Genomic DNA, 19,047 nt, shown 5'->3' with positions numbered 1-19,047 from the left:
TGGAAAGGGATGTTTCTCTGATGTTGACCGTAAGTCATCTGCGTTGTGAGTACAGAATAAATCCGATTGGACTAGATATTACGTCGCCCAGATTAAGCTGGCATTTGCAATCCGATCGTAGGAATTGTGTACAGTCTGCTTATCAAATTCAGTTGTCACGGACGGAAGATTTGGATCAGATTGAATGGGATTCCGGCAAAAAGAGCTCTGATCAGTCCATTCATGTTGAACTGGATCACTGGGTCCCCGAAGCGCGAACCCGCTACTATTATCGCATTCGTGCTTGGGATCGTGCAGGAGATGAATCGAACTGGTCGGAGACAGCGTATTTCGAGACGGGGTTCATGGGTAGTGAAGATGCCTGGCAGGCGGAGTGGATCACAGTCGATCCTCCCTCTCAGCAGGATGAGTCTTGCCCACGACTGCGTACCTTGTTTGAACTGAAAAAGCCTGTCGCAGCGGCAAGAATATATGTGACTGCACTTGGATTGTACGAACTTCATCTGAATAATCAGCGAGTGGGTGAAGCATACTTCACCCCGGGTTGGACCAGTTATAGTAAGCGGTTGCAATATCAGGTGTATGATGTTACCGATCAGCTTCAGAATGGACAGAACATACTCGGTGCTTATCTGGGAGATGGCTGGTACAAAGGGCATTTGGGATGGGAGAAGAAGCAGAAGATATACGGAACGAACACAGGTTTGCTGCTGGAACTTCATATTCATTATACCGATGGTTCAGAAGAACGTATTGTTTCGGATCGAAACTGGAAGAGTTCCCCCAGCGCTATTCGCAGCTCGGACATTTATATGGGGGAAACGTATGATGCACGTATGGAATCCGAATGGCAGGATTCATCCTTAGTCCAATGGTCTCCGGTACGTGTGCTGGATTACTCGAAGGAGATTATTATTGCACAAGAGAACGTACCCGTAATGCCTATAGAGCAAATTAAACCTATCGCCTTGCTTACAACTCCACTGGGAGATCGTGTGCTGGACATGGGACAGAATATGGTCGGTTGGATGAGATTCAGTATTCAGGGTGAAACGGGGCATACGGTTGAGTTGCTACATGCCGAGATACTGGATCATAAGGGCAATTTCTACACTGAAAACCTGCGTGGTGCAACGCAGTGCATTCGCTATACCCTGAAAGGTGGCGGAGTGGAGACGTACGAGCCACGTTTCACATTTCAGGGATTCCGTTATGTGAACTTGATTGGATTCCCGGACGAGATTCGGCTCGAGGATTTCACAGGAGTTGTTCTGCATTCCAATATGGAGCGAACCGGTGATTTCAAAAGCTCCAGTCCACTCGTGAATCAGCTTCATCACAATATATTGTGGGGGCAAAAAGGGAATTTCGTTGACGTACCGACAGATTGTCCGCAGCGTGATGAGCGGCTGGGCTGGACGGGAGACGCGCAGATGTTTATACGAACATCCTCATACCTGATGAACACGGCGCCTTTTTTCACCAAATGGCTAAGGGATCTGCAGGCGGAACAGGGGGAGGACGGAGGCATTCCTTTCTTTGTTCCTGATTTGAGGAGTTCGACGCCAGAGGGATGGGGGGATACGAATCATTCTTCGGCTGCCTGGGGGGATGCCGCAGTGATCTGTCCATGGACGATCTATGAGATGTACGGTGATGTCCGGCTGTTGGGCGAGCAATATGACAGCATGAAACGCTGGACTAATTACATTCATGCGCAAGGGGAGAATCCTTACTTGTGGAATACAGGCTTCCACTTCGGGGATTGGCTCGGGCTGGATTCCAAACCGGACAGCTATATTGGAGCTACAGACAAGGATTTTGTAGCAACTGCATTCTATGCCTACTCTGTTTCTCTAACACGGAAAGCGGCTGAAGTGCTGGGGCAGGTGGAAGATGCAGCGTATTATGATAATCTGCATGACAACATTGTTGCTGCATTTCAAGATGAATTCGTGACACCTGCGGGCAAACTTGCAGTTCCCACACAGACCGCGCATGTACTTGCTTTGCATTTTGACCTATTGGATTCTGCAGCTCGGAAACGTACCATTGATCAATTGGGAAAACTGGTTGCGGACGCAGGGAACCATCTGACCACCGGATTTGTTGGAACACCTTATCTGAATCCGGTATTAAGTGATACGGGACATCATGATCTGGCTTATACGCTACTCTTTCAGGAAGATTATCCATCCTGGTTATATCAAGTGACACAAGGTGCGACTACGGTTTGGGAGCATTGGGACGGAATCAGGGAGGATGGCAGTCTGTGGAGTGCAGACATGAATTCATTCAACCATTATGCTTACGGCGCCATAGGGGAGTGGTTATATCGTTATGTTGCCGGGATTAATACGGATGAGCAACAGCCCGGTTTCCGCATCGTGCATATCGAGCCCAAACCAGGACCTGGACTGGAGTGGGTGGAAGCAAGTTTTGAGAGCATGTACGGCTCGGTTACATCAAACTGGTATCGGCGCGAAAATAACGAGATGGAGGTTCGTGTGACCATTCCTGCCAATACGACGGGTACAATCCTTCTTCCTGGAGCAGATGTGCAAACGGTTTTGGAGAACGGAAAAGCATTGGACCAAGTAGCAGATATTCATGAAATTCAAACGCAGGGATCGGATGTACGAATTGCTCTGGGATCAGGAAACTATCAATTCACATACAAGGTGCTTAAAGTGGATCAGGAAGTGCAAGCACAACAGGTGGAATCAGTTTAACAGGATAACTGGTATGGATTAGAGGAATCCGCAAACAGGATCGTGAACTAATATAATAGCGAAAGCTGGACCCAAGTAGAGGATCTGCACACGCAGGTCCTCTTTTTTTACTTGAATAGAGACACTTTTCTGCATTACGATACGAGGATCACAACTTATTAATGCAATGAAGGGAGAAGGATAAATTTGACGACTGGAAAAATACTGGGTATTGCATACAATGTCATTCCTGTAGCAAATGTTGAGCATTCAGCAGCGTGGTTTGTGAACCATTTTGGCTTTAATATTAGACAGCCAAGAGAAGGCTATATTAGCCTTTTTAGAGACAATAGACCGATTCTTGATCTGATTGAAACTGATCATGATTCCAGAGCCGTATTTCAAGTGAAGCAGAAAAAGAGATGGGTAATCACTTTTTTTACGGACGATATCGTTAAACTCCATACTGAACTCACTGCTGGTCATGTCCGTGTTGGCAAAGTCAGTGATGAGGGCATATACGGAAAGTTTTTTACTTTCGAGGATCTGGACGGTAATCTGTTCGACGTCTGGGAGCATCATGACTGTGAATTAGTATATTAGGTTGAAATAGCATGGCAATATCAATATGAGTGAGGAGGGCGTACTTAGAATGAACAAAGAAAAAGTGAGACTGGTCAAACCTTCAGCGGAATATAAGGAAACGTATTTAGCATTTTATGAAGACTGGCTTGCAAGCGGAGAATCAATGGTACCGTGGGTCATTTCGAAAGAACCCAATCCTTTTGAAGAGATGTTAGCTTTTTTGGAACGTAGTGAACAAGGTATTGATATCCCGGAAGGTTGGGTTAGGGATAGTACATACTGGCTCGTGTCGGAGAGTGATCGAGTTGTTGGAGCCGTGAATATACGACATGAGTTGAATGAGAAGCTGCTCCATAGCGGCGGGCATATTGGTTATGGAATTCGTCCAGGCGAGCGACAGAATGGATACGGTGCGGAGATCCTCAAGCTTTCCTTGGAAATTACCAAAGATCTCGGGATTACCAAAGTATTGGTCGTATGTGACGCGCATAATGAGGCTTCCAGAAGAGTTATTCTTCGTAACGGGGGCATCCAAGATCAAGACTATGTAGAACCTGACGGGAATATCGTTGAGCGGTTCTGGATAAGTAATGTCGAATAGTGTTGAAATTTGGAGTGATTTCTCGAAAATAATATAGATCATGATTGTATTACTTACGTCTGCTGATTAAAATAAAGCTTAGAATCTGGATTGCGGCCGGAAACTATCATCCTATCAGGCATAAGTGAGGTTTTATTATGAATCAACCGGTTAATCGGCCCCGGCGTATTGAGTATCTGGATCTCTATCGTGCTTTTGCAATTATGGCAGTGGTCGCTATTCATGCGACTTCTACGGCAGTTGCACATTATCCCAAGCACACGTTGGATCATGACTTTTATTATTTTTGGAACAGCTTTCTGCAATTCGCCGTACCTGCATTTCTGTTCTTGTCCTCACTGGTGTTGTTCTATAATTACAGCTCCAAGATGAAGGAAAAGGGCTGGATGCCCGCTTTTTATAAAAAGCGATTATTTTATGTTTTTGTGCCTTATCTGGCCTGGTCCCTCATTTATTTTATCGTCAAACAATGGCTAGCAGGCAAAGTTCCTCTGGCACATGTGAAGCAGTTCTCGGAGCAATTGTTAACCGGTACTGCACACACGCATTTATATTTTTTTCTGATTATTTTGCAATTTTATGTGGTCTTTCCACTGCTTCTTTCGTTAACACGTTATCGTTTATTTAATCAATATTTACCGTTGTTCTTTATTGCGGCGCAGGCTATTTTTTACGCGTTGCATTTGCAATTTCATTTCTCACGGATGGGGAGTTTGCTGCCCAGTTACCTGATTGTTATTGGATTCGGTGCGTGGATTGGGTTGAATTTCGATGCAGCATTGAAGAAATTATTCTCCTATCGTTATGTGTTGATCGCTGCATTGTTAAGCGGAGGAGCAGTCTTTATTTATGGCAATACTTATGTGAAAACGGCTTTCGCCGCAACTCCGGCGCTAACCTATACGCTGCTATTTCTATTCCGTAATCTGTTTACCCTCTCGGCCTGCTTACTCTTGTTGATCGTATGTGAACGAATGGGTGCATGGAAACAGAATGGATCTAATCGGGCAACTCGCATTCTGAACTCTTTGGGTACTGTGGCATTTGGAGTGTTTTTAATACATCCATTAGTGCTGCTGTTCTGGAGAAGAGAGCTTTCCGTGGAACTCTCCCCACACTTCAGCCTTGGCATTATGCTGTCTTATGTTGTTGCGATTCTGCTCTCATGGATTATTGCTAGGGGACTCCGACGAATGAAGTGGGGATGGGTTCTGATCGGACGTTAACGACGTTGGGCATACTGTGAAAATATGAATTTGAAGTAAAACCGAAAAAGAGATTTCAAGCCCTGAACATTCAGCGGATGGCTTGAAATCTCTTTTTTATTTGACCGAGAGGCGTTATTATGGACTAATGTCCATAAAATTCAAGTAATGGAATACATATCGTTGAAGTCAGGAGTGGTGGGATGAAATTCATCATTATTTTTGGTCCACAGGCTGTGGGGAAAATGACGGTGGGTCAGGAATTGGAGAAGATCACTGATCTGAAATTGTTTCACAATCATATGACGATTGAACTGGTGTCCCCTTATTTCAGTTATGGTATGCCTCAAGGGAAGAGACTTGTTAATCTGTTCCGTCAGGAAATTTTTGAAGAAGTGGCGAAGAGCGAGCTGCCCGGTTTGATTTTTACATTTGTGTGGGCATTCAATATGAAAGAGGACTGGGAGTACATTCGCAAAGTCAGTGCGTTGTTCGAGTCCAGAGGTGCAGAGGTATGTTATGTTGAACTGGAGGCTGATCCGACGGAACGACTGGAGCGTAACAAGAGTCCACATCGGCTGCTGCACAAAGCAACGAAGCGTAATGTCGAATGGTCCGAGCAGGATCTGCTCTCGAGCATGGAGAAATATCGATTGAACTCAGAGCCCGGAGAAATTACGCACGAGCATTATATTCGGATCAATAACACCGACAAAAGCCCGAAAGATGTGGCGCAGCTAATCCAAGAACGATTCAATCTTTAATTGGAAGCGGAAGCGGAAGAGTACCAGATTGATAAACAGTTAACGGATGTCAATCACTTGGATTCGGACCAGTTGAAGATCATTAATCGAAGAATTGAAGCAGAGCTGGAGAAGGAAAGCAAGAAGAAGAAATCATGACAAAACCACTACACGAAAAGGGAGAAACGAATGATCATTCATATGGATAATGCTGAAGAATACAATAACCCTGCGTTATACGATCAGGAGAATAATGCATACCTTGAAGATGTGAAATTCCTATCCAAATGGGCTGCAAATGCTGATGGCGTAATTATTGATATCGCTTGTGGTACAGGGAGAGCGACGATCCCATTAGCTATGGAAGGTCACCATCTGATTGGTGTGGATCTCCACAAGGGAATGTTAGATGAGGCCAGAAGCAAGGCAGCCCATCTTCAATTAGCCATTGAGTGGGTGGAACAGGATTGCTCCAAACTGCAATTAAAAATGATAAGTCAACTGATCTATTCCATCGGTAATTCGTTTCAACATTTCTTGACCAATGAAGACCAGGATGGATTATTATCCTCAGTGAACAAACATTTGGAGATGGGAGGCCTCTTTATTTTTGGTACACGCTTCCCAAGCACAGAAGAATTGTTACAACCTCCCACTGAAGAATACTGGAGAAGTTATGTCGATAGTGAAACACATAATGCTGTTGATGTATATACCATCAGCCGATATGATTCACTCCAGCAGATCCAGCACTATACTACAATAAGGAAGATGAAGGATGAGAATGGAAATATAATCAGCGAAGCAAGCACCAATATCCGTTTGAGATATACATACCCCCAAGAGATGAAGCGTATATTAGGCGCGAATGGATTCGAGATTCTACATCTTTATAAGGATTGGCATGGTACGCCGTTGACTGATGATAGTGTTGAGATGATATATGTCTGCAAAAAAAGTGAGAAAAGCGTGACAAAATAGTAATAATTAATTTTTTTGCATGCTATTTTTCATCATTCGGACACATTAAGTCCTCCTCTATGGAGGGCTTTTTTGTTTATTTATGATCCGAATTCAAGAGGATTTTAAGAGGCAAATAAGCAAAAATATAGTGAATAAGTGCAAGTACTTTTAGTCTTGAATGACGCTAAAATGTTCATGAATTCATCTATTAATTTTGGTTTATAAATGGACGAAGTGGAAGGTGAGTAGTAGACTGTATGACACAGATATGATACAGACAGGTATTGAAATTCTGGATCTGGCGCTCTCGGTGCAGGTATAATTCCCTGGATAAGGCGTCATGCTAAGGGAGTGTTTTTTATCGGAAGGTAGAAAGATGCAGATTCAATATGCGCAAACAGAAAAAAATACAAAGCGACTGAACAGATCCATTTAGACATTCAAAAAATGGTTTGTTAGGGGAAAGTATCATCGATTTTTTTTGTTGCACAATGTAGAAAAATGTAATACCATGAACGCACATATAGTTAACATTGAAGTGAAATGGGCAAGGCCAGTGACCTCGTGGAAGGTACGGTTTGCCTTTTTCTGTATATTGGAGTGGATAAAGTGAAGATCGAGAAGGTGTTAAACAATAATGCTGTAGTTGCGATTAAAGACGAACGTGAAGTCATCGTCATTGGCCGGGGAATTGCTTTTCAAAAACGAGCCGGCGACGAGGTATCCGAGCAGCATATTGATAAGATATTTACTTTACAGAATGAAAATATTCAGGAAAATTTCAAGGCATTAATCGCGAGCATACCACTGGAATACATGAAAGTGTCTGAGGAGATTATTGCCTATGCCAAGCTGAAGCTTGGGAAAAAGCTCAACGAAAGCATCTATCTGCATCTGACGGATCATATTCATTTTGCCATTGAACGTTATCGTAATAATCTGCCCATCCGTAATGGACTGCTGTGGGAGACCAAGCAGCTCTACAAGGATGAGTATGAGGTAGGGCTGGAAGCGTTAAATATGATTTGTGATCAGTTTGGTGTGCTTTTGCCGGAAGATGAGGCAGGGTTCATGGCACTCCATTTTGTAAATGCGGCACTAAACGAAGAGATGCCTAACATTCGAAGCATGACTCAGGTCATGCAGGAGATTCTGACGATCATCAAATATCATTTCAAAATGGACTTTGACGAGAATTCGCTGAATTATTATCGATTTGTGACCCATCTGAAGTTTTTCGCCCAGCGTTTGGTAAAAGGCAAGCATTACAAGAGCAACAATGACGATGAGTTATTCGAGATGATTCAGAAAAAGTATCCTGAAGCGCACAAGTGCTCGGAGAAAATTCGAAAATTCATTGAAAATAACTACACGTATCAACTGACTAACGAAGAAATGATGTATTTAACCATTCATATTGAGCGCGTGGTGCATGCGACATCTGAGTAACGATATTACAAAATAAAGATTCTTAAAAAAACGCTTGCAAAAGGTCAGAAGTTATTATATTATGAATCCATAAAGTAAGCGCATACATCAATCGGATTGTAACTGTTCAATCAGGCAATTCCGAATCTTCTGACCACTCTGGGTCCGTAAAGATGGGTTGCAACTTACTTTAAGATGAAGTTGTTAGTGTAACAACTGAATATCGCTGTGTACAGCCTTACAGGGTTGCAACCGTTAAGGGCAAAACCTGAATTGCTGAATATCACGACTTGTTTCCGGATTTTCCGGTGCGTTGTGAATGTTCAGTAGTTCAGGTTTTCTTTGTTTCACAAGCATCGGGAGTCTACTTAGAGAGGGAGAATTACTATGAATTACGATCAACTGGCCAAAGACATTTTGTCTGGTGTAGGTGGAGCTAAAAACGTAAACAGTGTATTCCATTGTGTAACCAGATTGCGTTTTAAACTCAAAGATGAAAGCGTTGCTAAAACGGAAGAACTTAAAAATCTGCCGGGCGTCATTACCGTTATGCAGAGTGGTGGACAGTATCAGGTCGTGATCGGCAATGAAGTGCCGGATGTATATAAAGCCGTTGTAAAGGCAGGTAATCTGCCTGCTGAGGGCCAGGTTCCAGAAGATCAGGATAGTTCTGGTAACAAGGGAAGTTTGTTCAGCCGTTTTATCGATATGATCTCTGGTGTTTTCACACCGTTGCTTGGCCTGCTGGCTGCGACAGGGATGATCAAAGGTTTTACAGCCATGTTTTTATCTTTTGGATGGATTACAGACACTTCCGGAACGTACCAACTGTTGAATGCAACGGGTGACTGTCTGTTCTACTTCTTCCCGATCTTCCTTGGATATACAGCAATCAAGAAGTTTGGCGGTTCACCGTTCCTGGGTATGGCAATAGGTGCTTCGTTAGTTTATCCTACCCTGTCCGGTTTGACTGCTGGAGACCCACTATACACTTTGTTTGCAGGTACGTTGTTTGAATCACCGATTCACATTACGTTCCTGGGTATTCCGGTTATCCTGATGAGCTATTCAACATCGGTTATTCCGATCATTATCGCTACATTCTTCGCTGTGAAAATTGAAAGATTCTTCAAAAATATTATTCCTAAAGTAGTCAGCACGTTCCTTGTTCCATTCTTTACTTTGCTCGTTATCGTTCCGGCAACGTTCATTCTTATTGGTCCAGTATCCACTTGGGCAGGCCAGTTGATTGGTGCAGGAGCAACAGGGATCTACGACTTAAGCCCAGTTGCTACAGGTTTGATTATCGGTGGATTATGGCAAGTGTTTGTATTGTTTGGTCTTCACTGGGGACTCGTACCAGTTATGCTTCTTAACCTGAGCACATCCGGTGCTGACCCGATCATTGCGATGTCCTTCGCGGCTTCCTTTGCTCAAACGGGTGCTGTACTCGCCGTTATGTTGAAAACCAAAAATACGAAATTAAAATCTTTAGGTATTCCGGCCTTTATCTCGGGGATCTTCGGTGTAACCGAGCCAGCCATCTACGGTCTGACACTTCCGTTGAAAAAACCGTTTATCATGAGCTGTATTGCAGCCGGTATTGGTGGAGGTATTCTGGGACTCGCAGGTTCGAAACTGTACATGTTTGGTGGACTTGGCGTTTTCGGTTTCCCAAGCTTCATTAACAAAGCAACAGGTGTGGATTCCGGTTTCTACATGGCATTGGTTGCCTGTGGTGTAGGTTTCATCCTTGGTTTCATCCTGACTTATGTGGTTGGATTCAAAGACAAAGTAGAAGCTACACCAGCTCCAGCACCTGTACTTGATCCAAACCCGAACAACAGATATGAAATTCTCAGCCCAATGGCTGGTGAAGTGGTTGAACTGAAAGAAATCAATGACGTTACTTTTGCAGGAGAGCATATGGGTAAAGGGATTGCGATTCGTCCAACCAGCGGCAGAGTCGTATCTCCAATCACGGGTGTCGTACAAACGGTATATCGTACCAAACACGCCATTGGACTTGTAACTGATGATGGTGTTGAGATGCTGATTCATATCGGACAGGATACCGTGCAATTGAAAGGTCAGCATTTCACAGCTCATATAAAAGATGGTGACCGCGTTAATGTGGGCGATCTGATCATGGAATTTGATCTGCAAGCGATCAAGGATGCCGGATATGAGACGGTTACACCGATTATTATTACGAACACGTCCAATTATCTGGATGTAGTGGGCACGAAAGATGCATCTGTGAAAGAGAAAGACAAATTGCTTACAGTGCTCGGTTAATTGAACGTTCATTATGGATTGGAGGTAGACGTGAATGTATGAAAAATTAACAGCCTTCCCGGAGAATTTTCTCTGGGGAGGAGCAACGGCAGCGAACCAGCTTGAGGGAGCCTATCTTGAAGGTGGCAAAGGGTTAACTACGGTTGACCTGATTCCCACGGGGGCTAATCGCTTCCCTATTGCTTTGGGAAATCTCGATTCATATGAGCCCAAAGATGGAGAGTTTTATCCTTCGCATGAAGCGATTGATTTTTATCATCGATACAAAGAAGATATCGCACTGTTTGCGGAAATGGGATTCAAGTGCTTCAGGCTCTCTGTAGCCTGGGCACGGATTTTCCCTAATGGCGATGACGCTGAGCCGAATGAGGCAGGATTGAAGTTTTACGATGATGTCTTCGACGAATTGTTGAAATACAATATCGAACCTGTGGTCACAATCTGTCATTTCGATGTCCCCGTGCATCTGGTTCAAACGTATGGCGGGTGGAAGAACCGCAAGATGATTGGTTTCTTTGAGACTTATGCAAAGACATTGTTCGATCGTTACAGGGATAAAGTCAAGTACTGGATGACGTTTAACGAAATCAATATGCTGCTGCATCTTCCTTACATTGGAGCAGGCATTGTTCTTCAGGAAGGTGAGAACAAAGAGCAGGTTCTCTATCAGGCAGCACACCATGAATTGGTTGCAAGTGCTCTGGCTGTGAAGGCCTGTCACGAGATCATTCCAGGTGCACAGATTGGTTGTATGTTAGCAGCAGGCATGGTCTATCCTTACACTTCCAACCCGGATGATGTATGGAAAGCGATGGAGCAGGATCGGGAATCGTTCTTCTTTATCGATGTTCAGTCCAAAGGAGCGTATCCAGGTTATACGAAGCGCTTCTTCAGGGAACATGAGATTATCATTGATATGCAGCCGGAAGATGAAGATATTCTCAAACAAAATACAGTCGACTATATCGGATTCAGTTATTACGCCAGCCGCTGTACAAGTACCGATCCGGAGATTTTGAAGGATTCGACCGAAGGCAATGTATTTGGATCAGTGAAGAATCCGTATCTTCAAGCTTCCGAATGGGGTTGGACGATTGATCCGAAAGGTCTTCGAATTACCTGTAACCAGCTGTATGATCGCTATGGCAAACCATTGTTTATTGTGGAAAATGGACTTGGCGCAACGGATGTGTTGCTGGACAATGACACCGTTGAAGACGATTACCGCATAGATTATCTGAATCGTCACTTTGCCGAGATGGCTGAAGCGATTCAGGACGGGGTTGAACTTCTGGGTTACACTAGCTGGGGACCGATTGATCTGGTCAGCGCAGGTACCGGGGAGATGAAGAAACGGTATGGTTATATTTATGTAGACCGGAACAATGATGGAAGCGGCACACTTCGCAGAGTGAAAAAGAAAAGTTTCCATTGGTACAAAGAGGTTATTGCTAATAATGGGGCGCAATATTTTTAACTCCTGCTGAAGGAGATCATTGGATAAGAAGGAGCGGTTACGTGAAAACGAGCCCGCTCCTTTCTTTGGTATTACCCGGTTCTCGTACAAAAAAAAGTCGCTCTGACACTTCAGAACGACCTGTATCTATAGAAGGAATTTAATTTATGAGGAAATTAAGGCACTTGTAAACTGCGCTCGGCGTTTAGTCGCCCATATTTCCAGTAGACTCCAGAGCCAGATACGGGATCGGATGCGAAGCATAGGGCATCACGAATCTGTGCATTGGTTTTTCCGCGGGCAGCCAGTAATGCAGCCACTCCCGCTATATGGGGAGCCGCCATGGATGTTCCACTTAAATAGGCATAGGAGCCGCCTAGGTATGTGGACAGAATAGTATCACCTGGTGCAGCCATATCTACCCACGATCCATAGTTTGAGAAATTCGATTTGAGGTCGGAAGGATTGGTTGCAGCTACCGCAATGACGTTGGGATAAGATGCAGGTACAATCGGATACGAGGTATTATCATTACCTGCGGCTGCAATGATGACAGCGCCTTGATCCCATGCATATTGCACGGCAGCCTGAAGAAAAGCTTCTCCCGTTGGTCCACCCAGACTTAAGTTAACGACTTGAATGCCGTTGTTGGCCGCGTACACAAGTCCGTTCCCAACGTTGCCGGTGGTACCTTGTCCGTTGTTATCCAACACCCGCAACGGGACGATGGAAGCAAGGGGAGCCGTACCTGCGATGCCAACTCCGATATTAGTAATGGATGCGGCGATACCGGCCACATGAGTGCCATGTCCGTTACCATCCTCTGGAACATTGTCATAATCGACGTAATCGTATCCGGGCAGAATTTTGCCGGCCAGCTCGGGATGGTTGAGCTGTACCCCTGTATCAATAATGGCAATTTTCACGGAGCTGTTACTCTGAGAAATATCCCAGGCAGCAGGAGCATTGATTTTTTGCAGGTTGTATTGGTAAGGGAAAAAAGGGTCATTTGGCATAAACGATGCCTGTAGGTAGTAGTTCGGTTCAGCGTGCTCGATGAGCACATGGTCCTTGTAGTGCTTTAACATACGTTGCATTTTCTTTCTTGATTCAATGCGATACCAGCCCAGATCTTCATACGTTTCGGCTACGTTGCATTTTGCTTTTTTATGCAGGGTGTGCATCTCGTTGGCTGTCGTACCTTCCTTGAACTTGATTAACAGCTGCTTGGGTGCGTGGGGATGAAACTTCTTGTCTGAAAGTTTGTCTTCCACATAACGATAGATCAACCCCAATGCCAACAGAGCTGCAGCAGAGATTCCTAGCGATAACCACATATGTTCTTCCCCCTCGAATTTGATTGATGACACGCCTTATCGTATGCAATCCCTATCAAATCGCGCGGGCTTTCTTCTATTTTGGTTAGGAGTTTAGATAGATTGATAGAAAAGGATTAATTCGGTAGAATTGTAAGCAGAGAGCGAACTTGCGCTAAGTTGGGTTCGTATACGGAGCAGAAAACGGGCTCGAATCTAAGGATAAGGAATGTGGATTTTGTGACACAGCTTCAGGCCGTACCGAGTGTGATAGCTATTCAGGAGCACCGAATGAATGATGCAATTGATTTTGCCATGCGTGTCCGCAAAGAAGTATTTCCCATGCTGGATCATGGGGAATTACCTGTAGATCTGGAGCAATTCAGAGAACATTATCTGGATTCAGCCGATGCTGTCTTTCTTGTTGCCGTCACGGAAGACAAAGAGATTGTGGGTTCCATTGGCATCCTGCCTTATGATGGGCGTATCGAAGTTGTGAATGGACGATATCCTGAGCAGTCTGCAGCCGAAATTGTGAAATGTTATGTAGATTCAAGATATCGTAGATACGGCATCGGTTCACTCCTCGTTAGAGAACTGGAGAACGTGGTGGCAGAGCTGCGCTATACAACGTTGTATTTGCATACCCATCGCTTTTTGCCTGGAGCCGTCGATTTTTGGAAACGGCAGGGATATATGGTTGTTGTAGAGCAGCACGATGATTGGCAGACGGTGCATATGGACAAATTGCTGTAAAATAAGTGATTATGACTATTATTACTTTGTTGGGGGATATGAGATGAGCACAACGAATCAAAAGATTGTTTTTATAGATATTGATGGCACATTGGTAGATGATGATGGCAACATTCCCTTGTCTGCACAACAGGCGTGCAAACAGGCACGTGAAAATGGACATCTGCTTTATTTATGTACAGGGCGATCGAAGGCGGAAATCTACGATTCTATCTGGGAAGTAGGATTTGACGGTCTGATCGGTGCCGGTGGTGGATATGTTGAGTTCGGTCAGGATGTGCTGTATCACAAAAGGGTAACGGCTGAAGATGTACGGCATATGGTCGATTTCTTCAATGAACACCAGATTGACTTCTACCTGGAATCCAATTCGGCCTTGTACGCCAGCGCGAATCTTCAATCTCATCTGGAACGTCGCATCTATGGTGATGTGCAGAATGATCCCAATGCCAGAGCGAAAAAAGAACAAAAGCCACATCCGTTTATTGCCGGTTTGACGTATGGTGAAGCCGATTTATACAAGGATGACGTTAACAAGGTTTGTTTTCTGGAAAGCTCTACGATTCCGTTCAATCAAATCAAGCAACAGTTCGAAGGCAAATTCGAAGTCATTCAGTGCACAGTGCCCATCTTCGGTGAAGGAAGCGGTGAACTGATGATCCCTGGCATTCATAAAGCCATTGCTATTGCAGATTTGCTGGAACACCTGGGCATGTCACGTGAAGATACCTTGGCCATTGGGGACGGCATGAATGATGCGGAGATGCTGGAGTATTGTGCTGTAGGGATTGCGATGGGCAATGCCAAGCCAGGTCTAAAGGCCATTGCAGATGATATAACTGGAACTATCGAAGAAGATGGTTTGTACCATAGTTTTGTGAAATATGGATTGATTGAGTCCTAATCAACCTCAAACGAGTGGAGGAGGTGAAACCAATGTCGGAAGGAATAAAAGTTGAGCTAGAAATTAGTGCATTCGGTCAGGAAGCAGTTCCATCGTACGACGATTCGTTTCGTAAACATGAGATCATGAGAACTCGTATTTTACCTAGAGAAACAACATTGGCGCAACTGGAAGAGTTGGTGAAGGAAATGATGGTAGAGATCAAAGAGGATTTTCAGCAACCGGAACAGTTATTAGCCAAAGTCACCCTAAGAGCCAAGGAAACGGACGGGGTATTGAAATATTTGGGTTAGGACGAACGTTAAGCTTCTGAATATGAAGGAGAGAATTACATATTTCCTCCCATCTGACCGATATAAAATAGGTATGCCTATTGACCAGAAAACGAAAGGAGTGCAGAACATGGATATTGCAGCATTATCAATGGCTATGAGTCAAGTCTCAGTGGCGCAGTCGGCGAGCTTGCAAGTCATGTCCATGTCGAAAGACATGGCAGAGCAGCAAGGTCAGCAACTAACAGAAATGTTAAAGTCGGTTCCGGCTCCTCATCCTAATTTGGGTGGAAGTCTGGATATTTCGGTCTAGACAATATTTGAGTTTGCGTTCTCGCGTTAAATTTGCAGCAAGCAAAACCCAACCGGCTCCAATTCCAAGGAATTGAAGCCGGTTGGGTTTTTTATTTCGTCTTAGTTAATCTCCGACAAGCTTGGGGATCGGCCTTCCAGCGGAAGTGTATCTTTCAGCGTCCATAACTCATCGTAACTGGAAATATGAAGATCGGCTTTGGATAAGTCCTGGTCACCTGATCCCGGATTGCGGTATCCGATGCAGCGCATGCCTGCACTTTTGGCGGCCTGAACACCATTGCGCGAATCCTCAATGACAAGACAGTTTGAAGGTGATGCTCCAATCATCTCAGCTGTAGTCAGGAAAATATCCGGAGCCGGTTTGCCGTTCGTTACTTCCTCACCTGTCATTCGGACCTCAAAGTATTTTCCAAGTCCAGTCTTGTCCATGATCAGATCGATCAGTGCACGTGGAGATGAAGAAGCAACGGCTATCGGAATGTGCTGCTCATGCAGCCAGCTTAACCAGCGTTCCACGGAAGGCATGGCCGTCAGCTTCGCGTGAGCCAGCATCGTCTGCATCACATTATGTTGATGGTAGGCGAGGGCTTCTTCTACGGTAGCCGTCAGCTGGTGCTTGTCCAACACTTGCCGCCACATCGATTCAAGCGTAACACCAACATAGGTGTGATGTTCCGCCTCCGTCATCTTTGCGCCAAAATGAGCAAAAGAGCTGCGCTCAATCTCGAAATAAATCGGTTCGCTGTCAATCAGTACGCCATCCATGTCAAAAATGACCGCCTGAATGCTGCCATCCTTCGACTCTCCCAGCCCGTCAAACTCCTTGTTTGCTACCATGTTGTATTCCTCCTCCAGGATTCTGTAAGCAATTATCTCTAATGTATCTCAATCATGATTAACTTGCTACTTTAGATACTGGAGCCGCTGGATTGCAGCACCACTTTGATAGCATGTGAAGAAGCTTGAAGTGTGCGCCCCTGAATATCGCAGCCGAGTGTGCGGAATGCCTCTTCATAATCCTCCAACGGGAAAGAGTGGGTGATAATTTTTTTCGCCGGGATAATCTGTTGCTCAATCATGTAATGTGCTGTTGCGAATGTGCCCAGCGAGTCGATGGAGCCAATGATTTTCAGACTGCGGTCCACAACTTCCTTGGGATTAAACGATGTGTTTCCATCTCTCAGACCAACCAGCATGAGATAACCGCCGCTGGCGAGCTGTGAAAGCACTTGTGTACCCACGACGCCTGTCGTATCCACAATCATATCAACCTGATTGGTTGTGGGTGCCAGCGACTCTATCGCATTTTCAAAGGATGAATGAACCTCCCAGCGGTCCGGTGCAATCGAGCCTGCAATCGCCAGGCGTTCTTCCGAGATGTCGACGAGACAGCCAGTGACGCCTTTGGAAGCAAGGGCGTAGCTGTATAGAATGCCAATCGGACCCGCACCGAGGATAATCGTTCTAAAATTCGGCAGCAGATGGATCTGATTAATTCCCGTAAGCATACAGCTCAGCGGTTCAGTCAGGGTCGCTTCCTCATAGCTAACATGGTCCTTCAATTTATACAAAAAGCGATCCTCGGTTACATAATAATCCGTAAATGTACCGTCAGCACTCACCCCCGTCTCTGTAACCGACTTATGTGTGCAGTGATTTTGTCTGCCTGTTCTGCACATGTCGCATTGCCCGCAATAATAGGTAGGATCGATGACAACCCGGTCGCCTGGTTGCAGTGTTGTTACAGCAGAGCCCACGGCAATGACTTCCCCGGCAGACTCATGACCAAGAATGACGGAGGGAACCGCATGATATTTACCGCTGACAATACCGAGGTCGGTACCGCACACACCCGTTGCCCGGATTCGAACCAACACCTGATTATCTCTCGCGATTTCCGGAACAGGCCGTTCCTCAAGCGCTACATCCCAAGCCGATTTGTATACCAATGCTAACATGTGAAAACCTCCTAATAATAATATGAAATGTAACTATAGCGATCCATCTTAAAAACAGTTTCTGACAAGATGCGAAAGTAGTGAAGGGGACGAAATCGATTCTGGAGAAGCGGAGCGTTCACCTCAAAGCTTTCTGAAAGAAAGCTGCTTCGGAAGCATACGCTATCAACGGATTTTTCCCTTGGAAAAGGGAAATCAAAAAAATCCGGGGATAACAGCGATCGGAAGAACGATTCGTAACCGGAACGACCACTTCGAGCAAAGGCATTGAAACATTTTAATGGACGCTGGCAAGCACCGAATCGAGTCGCTCTACAATTTCAACCAACTCATCTTCTGTTGTGGTTAGCGATGGTCTGACCTTAACTACGTTTCCGAAGCCGTAACGTGATCCTCTTAAAATCAGATGCTCATCCGTGAAGGCACGGTCGATAATGGCGTTGGTTTTATCCGTATCCGGTTCATTATTGTCACCCACCATTTCTAATCCCCACATCAGCCCGACCCCGCGAGCTTCACCGATACTTGGATATTTCATGGCCAAATCTTGCAGTAATCCACCTAAAATTTCACCTTTGCGTTTCACGTCATCCAGGAATCCGGGTTCGGATACAACCTCCAAGGTAGATTTGGCAGCGGTTACGGAGATCAGATTGCTTCCAGAGGTGAAGGAATGTTCATGCTTTTCCAGTACATTTAATCGGGACTGCATCAATACTGCAGCAACAGGTACACCGATACCACCAAGACCTTTAGCAAGGGTAATCATATCAGGCTGGATATCGAATAGTTCGCTGGCGAACATGTACCCGGTACGTCCGATTCCTGTCTGTACTTCGTCTGCAATAAGAATGATATTGTACTCATCACACAGTTTACGCAGGCGCTTGAAATATCCTGCAGGAGGAATGATATTGCCGCCATTGCCGAGGATCGGTTCAATAATCATGCAGGCGACTGAGCCGGAGCTCGCATATTCTATGGCATCAGAGATTGCTTCAACGCATTGATATCCGCAGTCTCCGCTTGAAGATTTGAATGGGCACCGATAGCAGTATGGTGCAGGTACATGAACGGAGTTGGCTACAGCCGAATTGGGGAACCGTTTCCGCCGGAAGGCATTTCCCGAAATCCCGGTTGCAAATTGGGTCTGCCCATGATGGGACAGATACAGGCTGATAATGTCTGTGGATTGCGTATATTTCTGTGCAATTTTGGTGGCACATTCATTGGCGGTTGAGCCCGTAATATCCCGCATCCATCCGGCATTAATGTCGTTTGGAGCATATTCAATCAGATGATCGAGCACTTCATCCACATACGGTTCTGTGAAGGAGGAAGACATATGCGTCAGATTGCCGACTTGTTCCTGAATTTTGCTCACGACATGCGGGTGATTGTAGCCCAGAGAAAGATTGAATGTACCGGATACACCATCCAGATATTCAACGCCTGCATCGTCAATCAACTTAATCCCTTGTCCGGTTCTGAAACGGTTTTTGGTTAAAGTTTGCATACGATTCCCTCCATAAATGT

General features: G+C 45.1%; 18 protein-coding genes. 14 read left to right on the top strand and 4 right to left on the bottom strand.

Features of this window, described 5'->3' with window-relative positions:
* The first annotated feature begins 20 nt into the window (after nucleotides 1-20).
* The 10 genes from ACFVQB_RS15410 (at nucleotide 21) to ACFVQB_RS15365 (ending at nucleotide 12,011) form a co-directional block, all read left to right on the top strand.
* Nucleotides 21-2,732, top strand: coding sequence for a family 78 glycoside hydrolase catalytic domain (locus ACFVQB_RS15410; RefSeq protein ID WP_379440632.1), 2,712 nt, complete (start codon nucleotides 21-23; stop codon nucleotides 2,730-2,732).
* Nucleotides 2,733-2,918: 186 nt separating this feature from the next.
* A complete protein-coding gene (locus tag ACFVQB_RS15405; RefSeq protein ID WP_379440630.1) occupies nucleotides 2,919-3,314 on the top strand; it encodes a VOC family protein in 396 nt (131 codons plus the stop codon).
* 49 nt (nucleotides 3,315-3,363) lie between these two features.
* Nucleotides 3,364-3,897, top strand: coding sequence for a GNAT family N-acetyltransferase (locus ACFVQB_RS15400; RefSeq protein WP_379440627.1), 534 nt, complete (start codon nucleotides 3,364-3,366; stop codon nucleotides 3,895-3,897).
* Between the two features lie 137 nt (nucleotides 3,898-4,034).
* Entirely contained in the window at nucleotides 4,035-5,123 is a 1,089-nt protein-coding gene (locus tag ACFVQB_RS15395) for an acyltransferase (protein ID WP_379440624.1), read from the top strand.
* Nucleotides 5,124-5,305: 182 nt separating this feature from the next.
* Nucleotides 5,306-5,866: a DEAD/DEAH box helicase family protein gene (locus ACFVQB_RS15390; RefSeq protein ID WP_379440621.1), complete on the top strand. Its 561-nt coding sequence runs from the start codon at nucleotides 5,306-5,308 to the stop codon at nucleotides 5,864-5,866.
* The gene (locus ACFVQB_RS15385; protein WP_379440618.1) at nucleotides 5,867-6,004 is read left to right on the top strand and encodes a hypothetical protein; all 138 of its coding nucleotides are present in this window, start codon (nucleotides 5,867-5,869) and stop codon (nucleotides 6,002-6,004) included.
* Nucleotides 6,005-6,034: 30 nt separating this feature from the next.
* Complete coding sequence (locus ACFVQB_RS15380) at nucleotides 6,035-6,826, top strand: class I SAM-dependent methyltransferase (RefSeq protein WP_379440615.1); 792 nt, start codon at nucleotides 6,035-6,037, stop codon at nucleotides 6,824-6,826.
* A 591-nt stretch (nucleotides 6,827-7,417) separates the two neighbouring features.
* On the top strand, nucleotides 7,418-8,257 hold the full coding sequence (licT, locus tag ACFVQB_RS15375; protein WP_063563219.1) for a BglG family transcription antiterminator LicT: 840 nt from the start codon (nucleotides 7,418-7,420) through the stop codon (nucleotides 8,255-8,257).
* A 366-nt stretch (nucleotides 8,258-8,623) separates the two neighbouring features.
* Entirely contained in the window at nucleotides 8,624-10,534 is a 1,911-nt protein-coding gene (locus tag ACFVQB_RS15370; RefSeq protein WP_379440611.1) for a beta-glucoside-specific PTS transporter subunit IIABC, read from the top strand.
* 34 nt (nucleotides 10,535-10,568) lie between these two features.
* Nucleotides 10,569-12,011, top strand: coding sequence for a 6-phospho-beta-glucosidase (locus ACFVQB_RS15365; RefSeq protein ID WP_379440608.1), 1,443 nt, complete (start codon nucleotides 10,569-10,571; stop codon nucleotides 12,009-12,011).
* A 155-nt stretch (nucleotides 12,012-12,166) separates the two neighbouring features.
* On the opposite strand, the gene ACFVQB_RS15360 is transcribed toward ACFVQB_RS15365, so the two are convergent.
* On the bottom strand, nucleotides 12,167-13,327 hold the full coding sequence (locus ACFVQB_RS15360) for a S8 family peptidase (protein ID WP_379440605.1): 1,161 nt from the start codon (nucleotides 13,325-13,327) through the stop codon (nucleotides 12,167-12,169).
* A gap of 210 nt (nucleotides 13,328-13,537) precedes the next feature.
* Here ACFVQB_RS15360 and ACFVQB_RS15355 point away from each other — a divergent pair, with 210 nt between their 5' ends.
* The 4 genes from ACFVQB_RS15355 (at nucleotide 13,538) to ACFVQB_RS15340 (ending at nucleotide 15,551) form a co-directional block, all read left to right on the top strand.
* Nucleotides 13,538-14,062, top strand: a complete 525-nt coding sequence (locus tag ACFVQB_RS15355) for a GNAT family N-acetyltransferase (protein WP_379440602.1) — start codon at nucleotides 13,538-13,540, stop codon at nucleotides 14,060-14,062.
* Nucleotides 14,063-14,105: 43 nt separating this feature from the next.
* The gene (locus tag ACFVQB_RS15350; RefSeq protein ID WP_379440600.1) at nucleotides 14,106-14,966 is read left to right on the top strand and encodes a Cof-type HAD-IIB family hydrolase; all 861 of its coding nucleotides are present in this window, start codon (nucleotides 14,106-14,108) and stop codon (nucleotides 14,964-14,966) included.
* A 32-nt stretch (nucleotides 14,967-14,998) separates the two neighbouring features.
* Nucleotides 14,999-15,259: a hypothetical protein gene (locus tag ACFVQB_RS15345; protein ID WP_379440597.1), complete on the top strand. Its 261-nt coding sequence runs from the start codon at nucleotides 14,999-15,001 to the stop codon at nucleotides 15,257-15,259.
* Between the two features lie 109 nt (nucleotides 15,260-15,368).
* Nucleotides 15,369-15,551 carry a YjfB family protein gene (locus tag ACFVQB_RS15340; protein WP_024630505.1) on the top strand — a complete coding sequence of 61 codons (183 nt, stop codon included), beginning with the start codon at nucleotides 15,369-15,371 and terminating at the stop codon, nucleotides 15,549-15,551.
* A 101-nt stretch (nucleotides 15,552-15,652) separates the two neighbouring features.
* Here the strand turns inward: ACFVQB_RS15340 and ACFVQB_RS15335 are convergent, their stop codons facing one another.
* The 3 genes from ACFVQB_RS15335 to ACFVQB_RS15325 form a co-directional block, all read right to left on the bottom strand.
* Nucleotides 15,653-16,390 carry an HAD family hydrolase gene (locus ACFVQB_RS15335; protein WP_379440593.1) on the bottom strand — a complete coding sequence of 246 codons (738 nt, stop codon included), beginning with the start codon at nucleotides 16,388-16,390 and terminating at the stop codon, nucleotides 15,653-15,655.
* A gap of 71 nt (nucleotides 16,391-16,461) precedes the next feature.
* Nucleotides 16,462-17,511: a zinc-dependent alcohol dehydrogenase gene (locus tag ACFVQB_RS15330; RefSeq protein ID WP_063563107.1), complete on the bottom strand. Its 1,050-nt coding sequence runs from the start codon at nucleotides 17,509-17,511 to the stop codon at nucleotides 16,462-16,464.
* A 277-nt stretch (nucleotides 17,512-17,788) separates the two neighbouring features.
* Nucleotides 17,789-19,027, bottom strand: a complete 1,239-nt coding sequence (locus ACFVQB_RS15325) for an aspartate aminotransferase family protein (RefSeq protein ID WP_024630502.1) — start codon at nucleotides 19,025-19,027, stop codon at nucleotides 17,789-17,791.
* Between the last annotated feature and the right edge of the window lie 20 nt (nucleotides 19,028-19,047).

The organism is Paenibacillus sp. NPDC057886, from assembly GCF_042796655.1.
Lineage (GTDB): Bacteria > Bacillota > Bacilli > Paenibacillales > Paenibacillaceae > Paenibacillus.
Note: the sequence above shows the minus strand (reverse complement) of the source record. Positions and strands in the feature narration are given on the sequence as shown.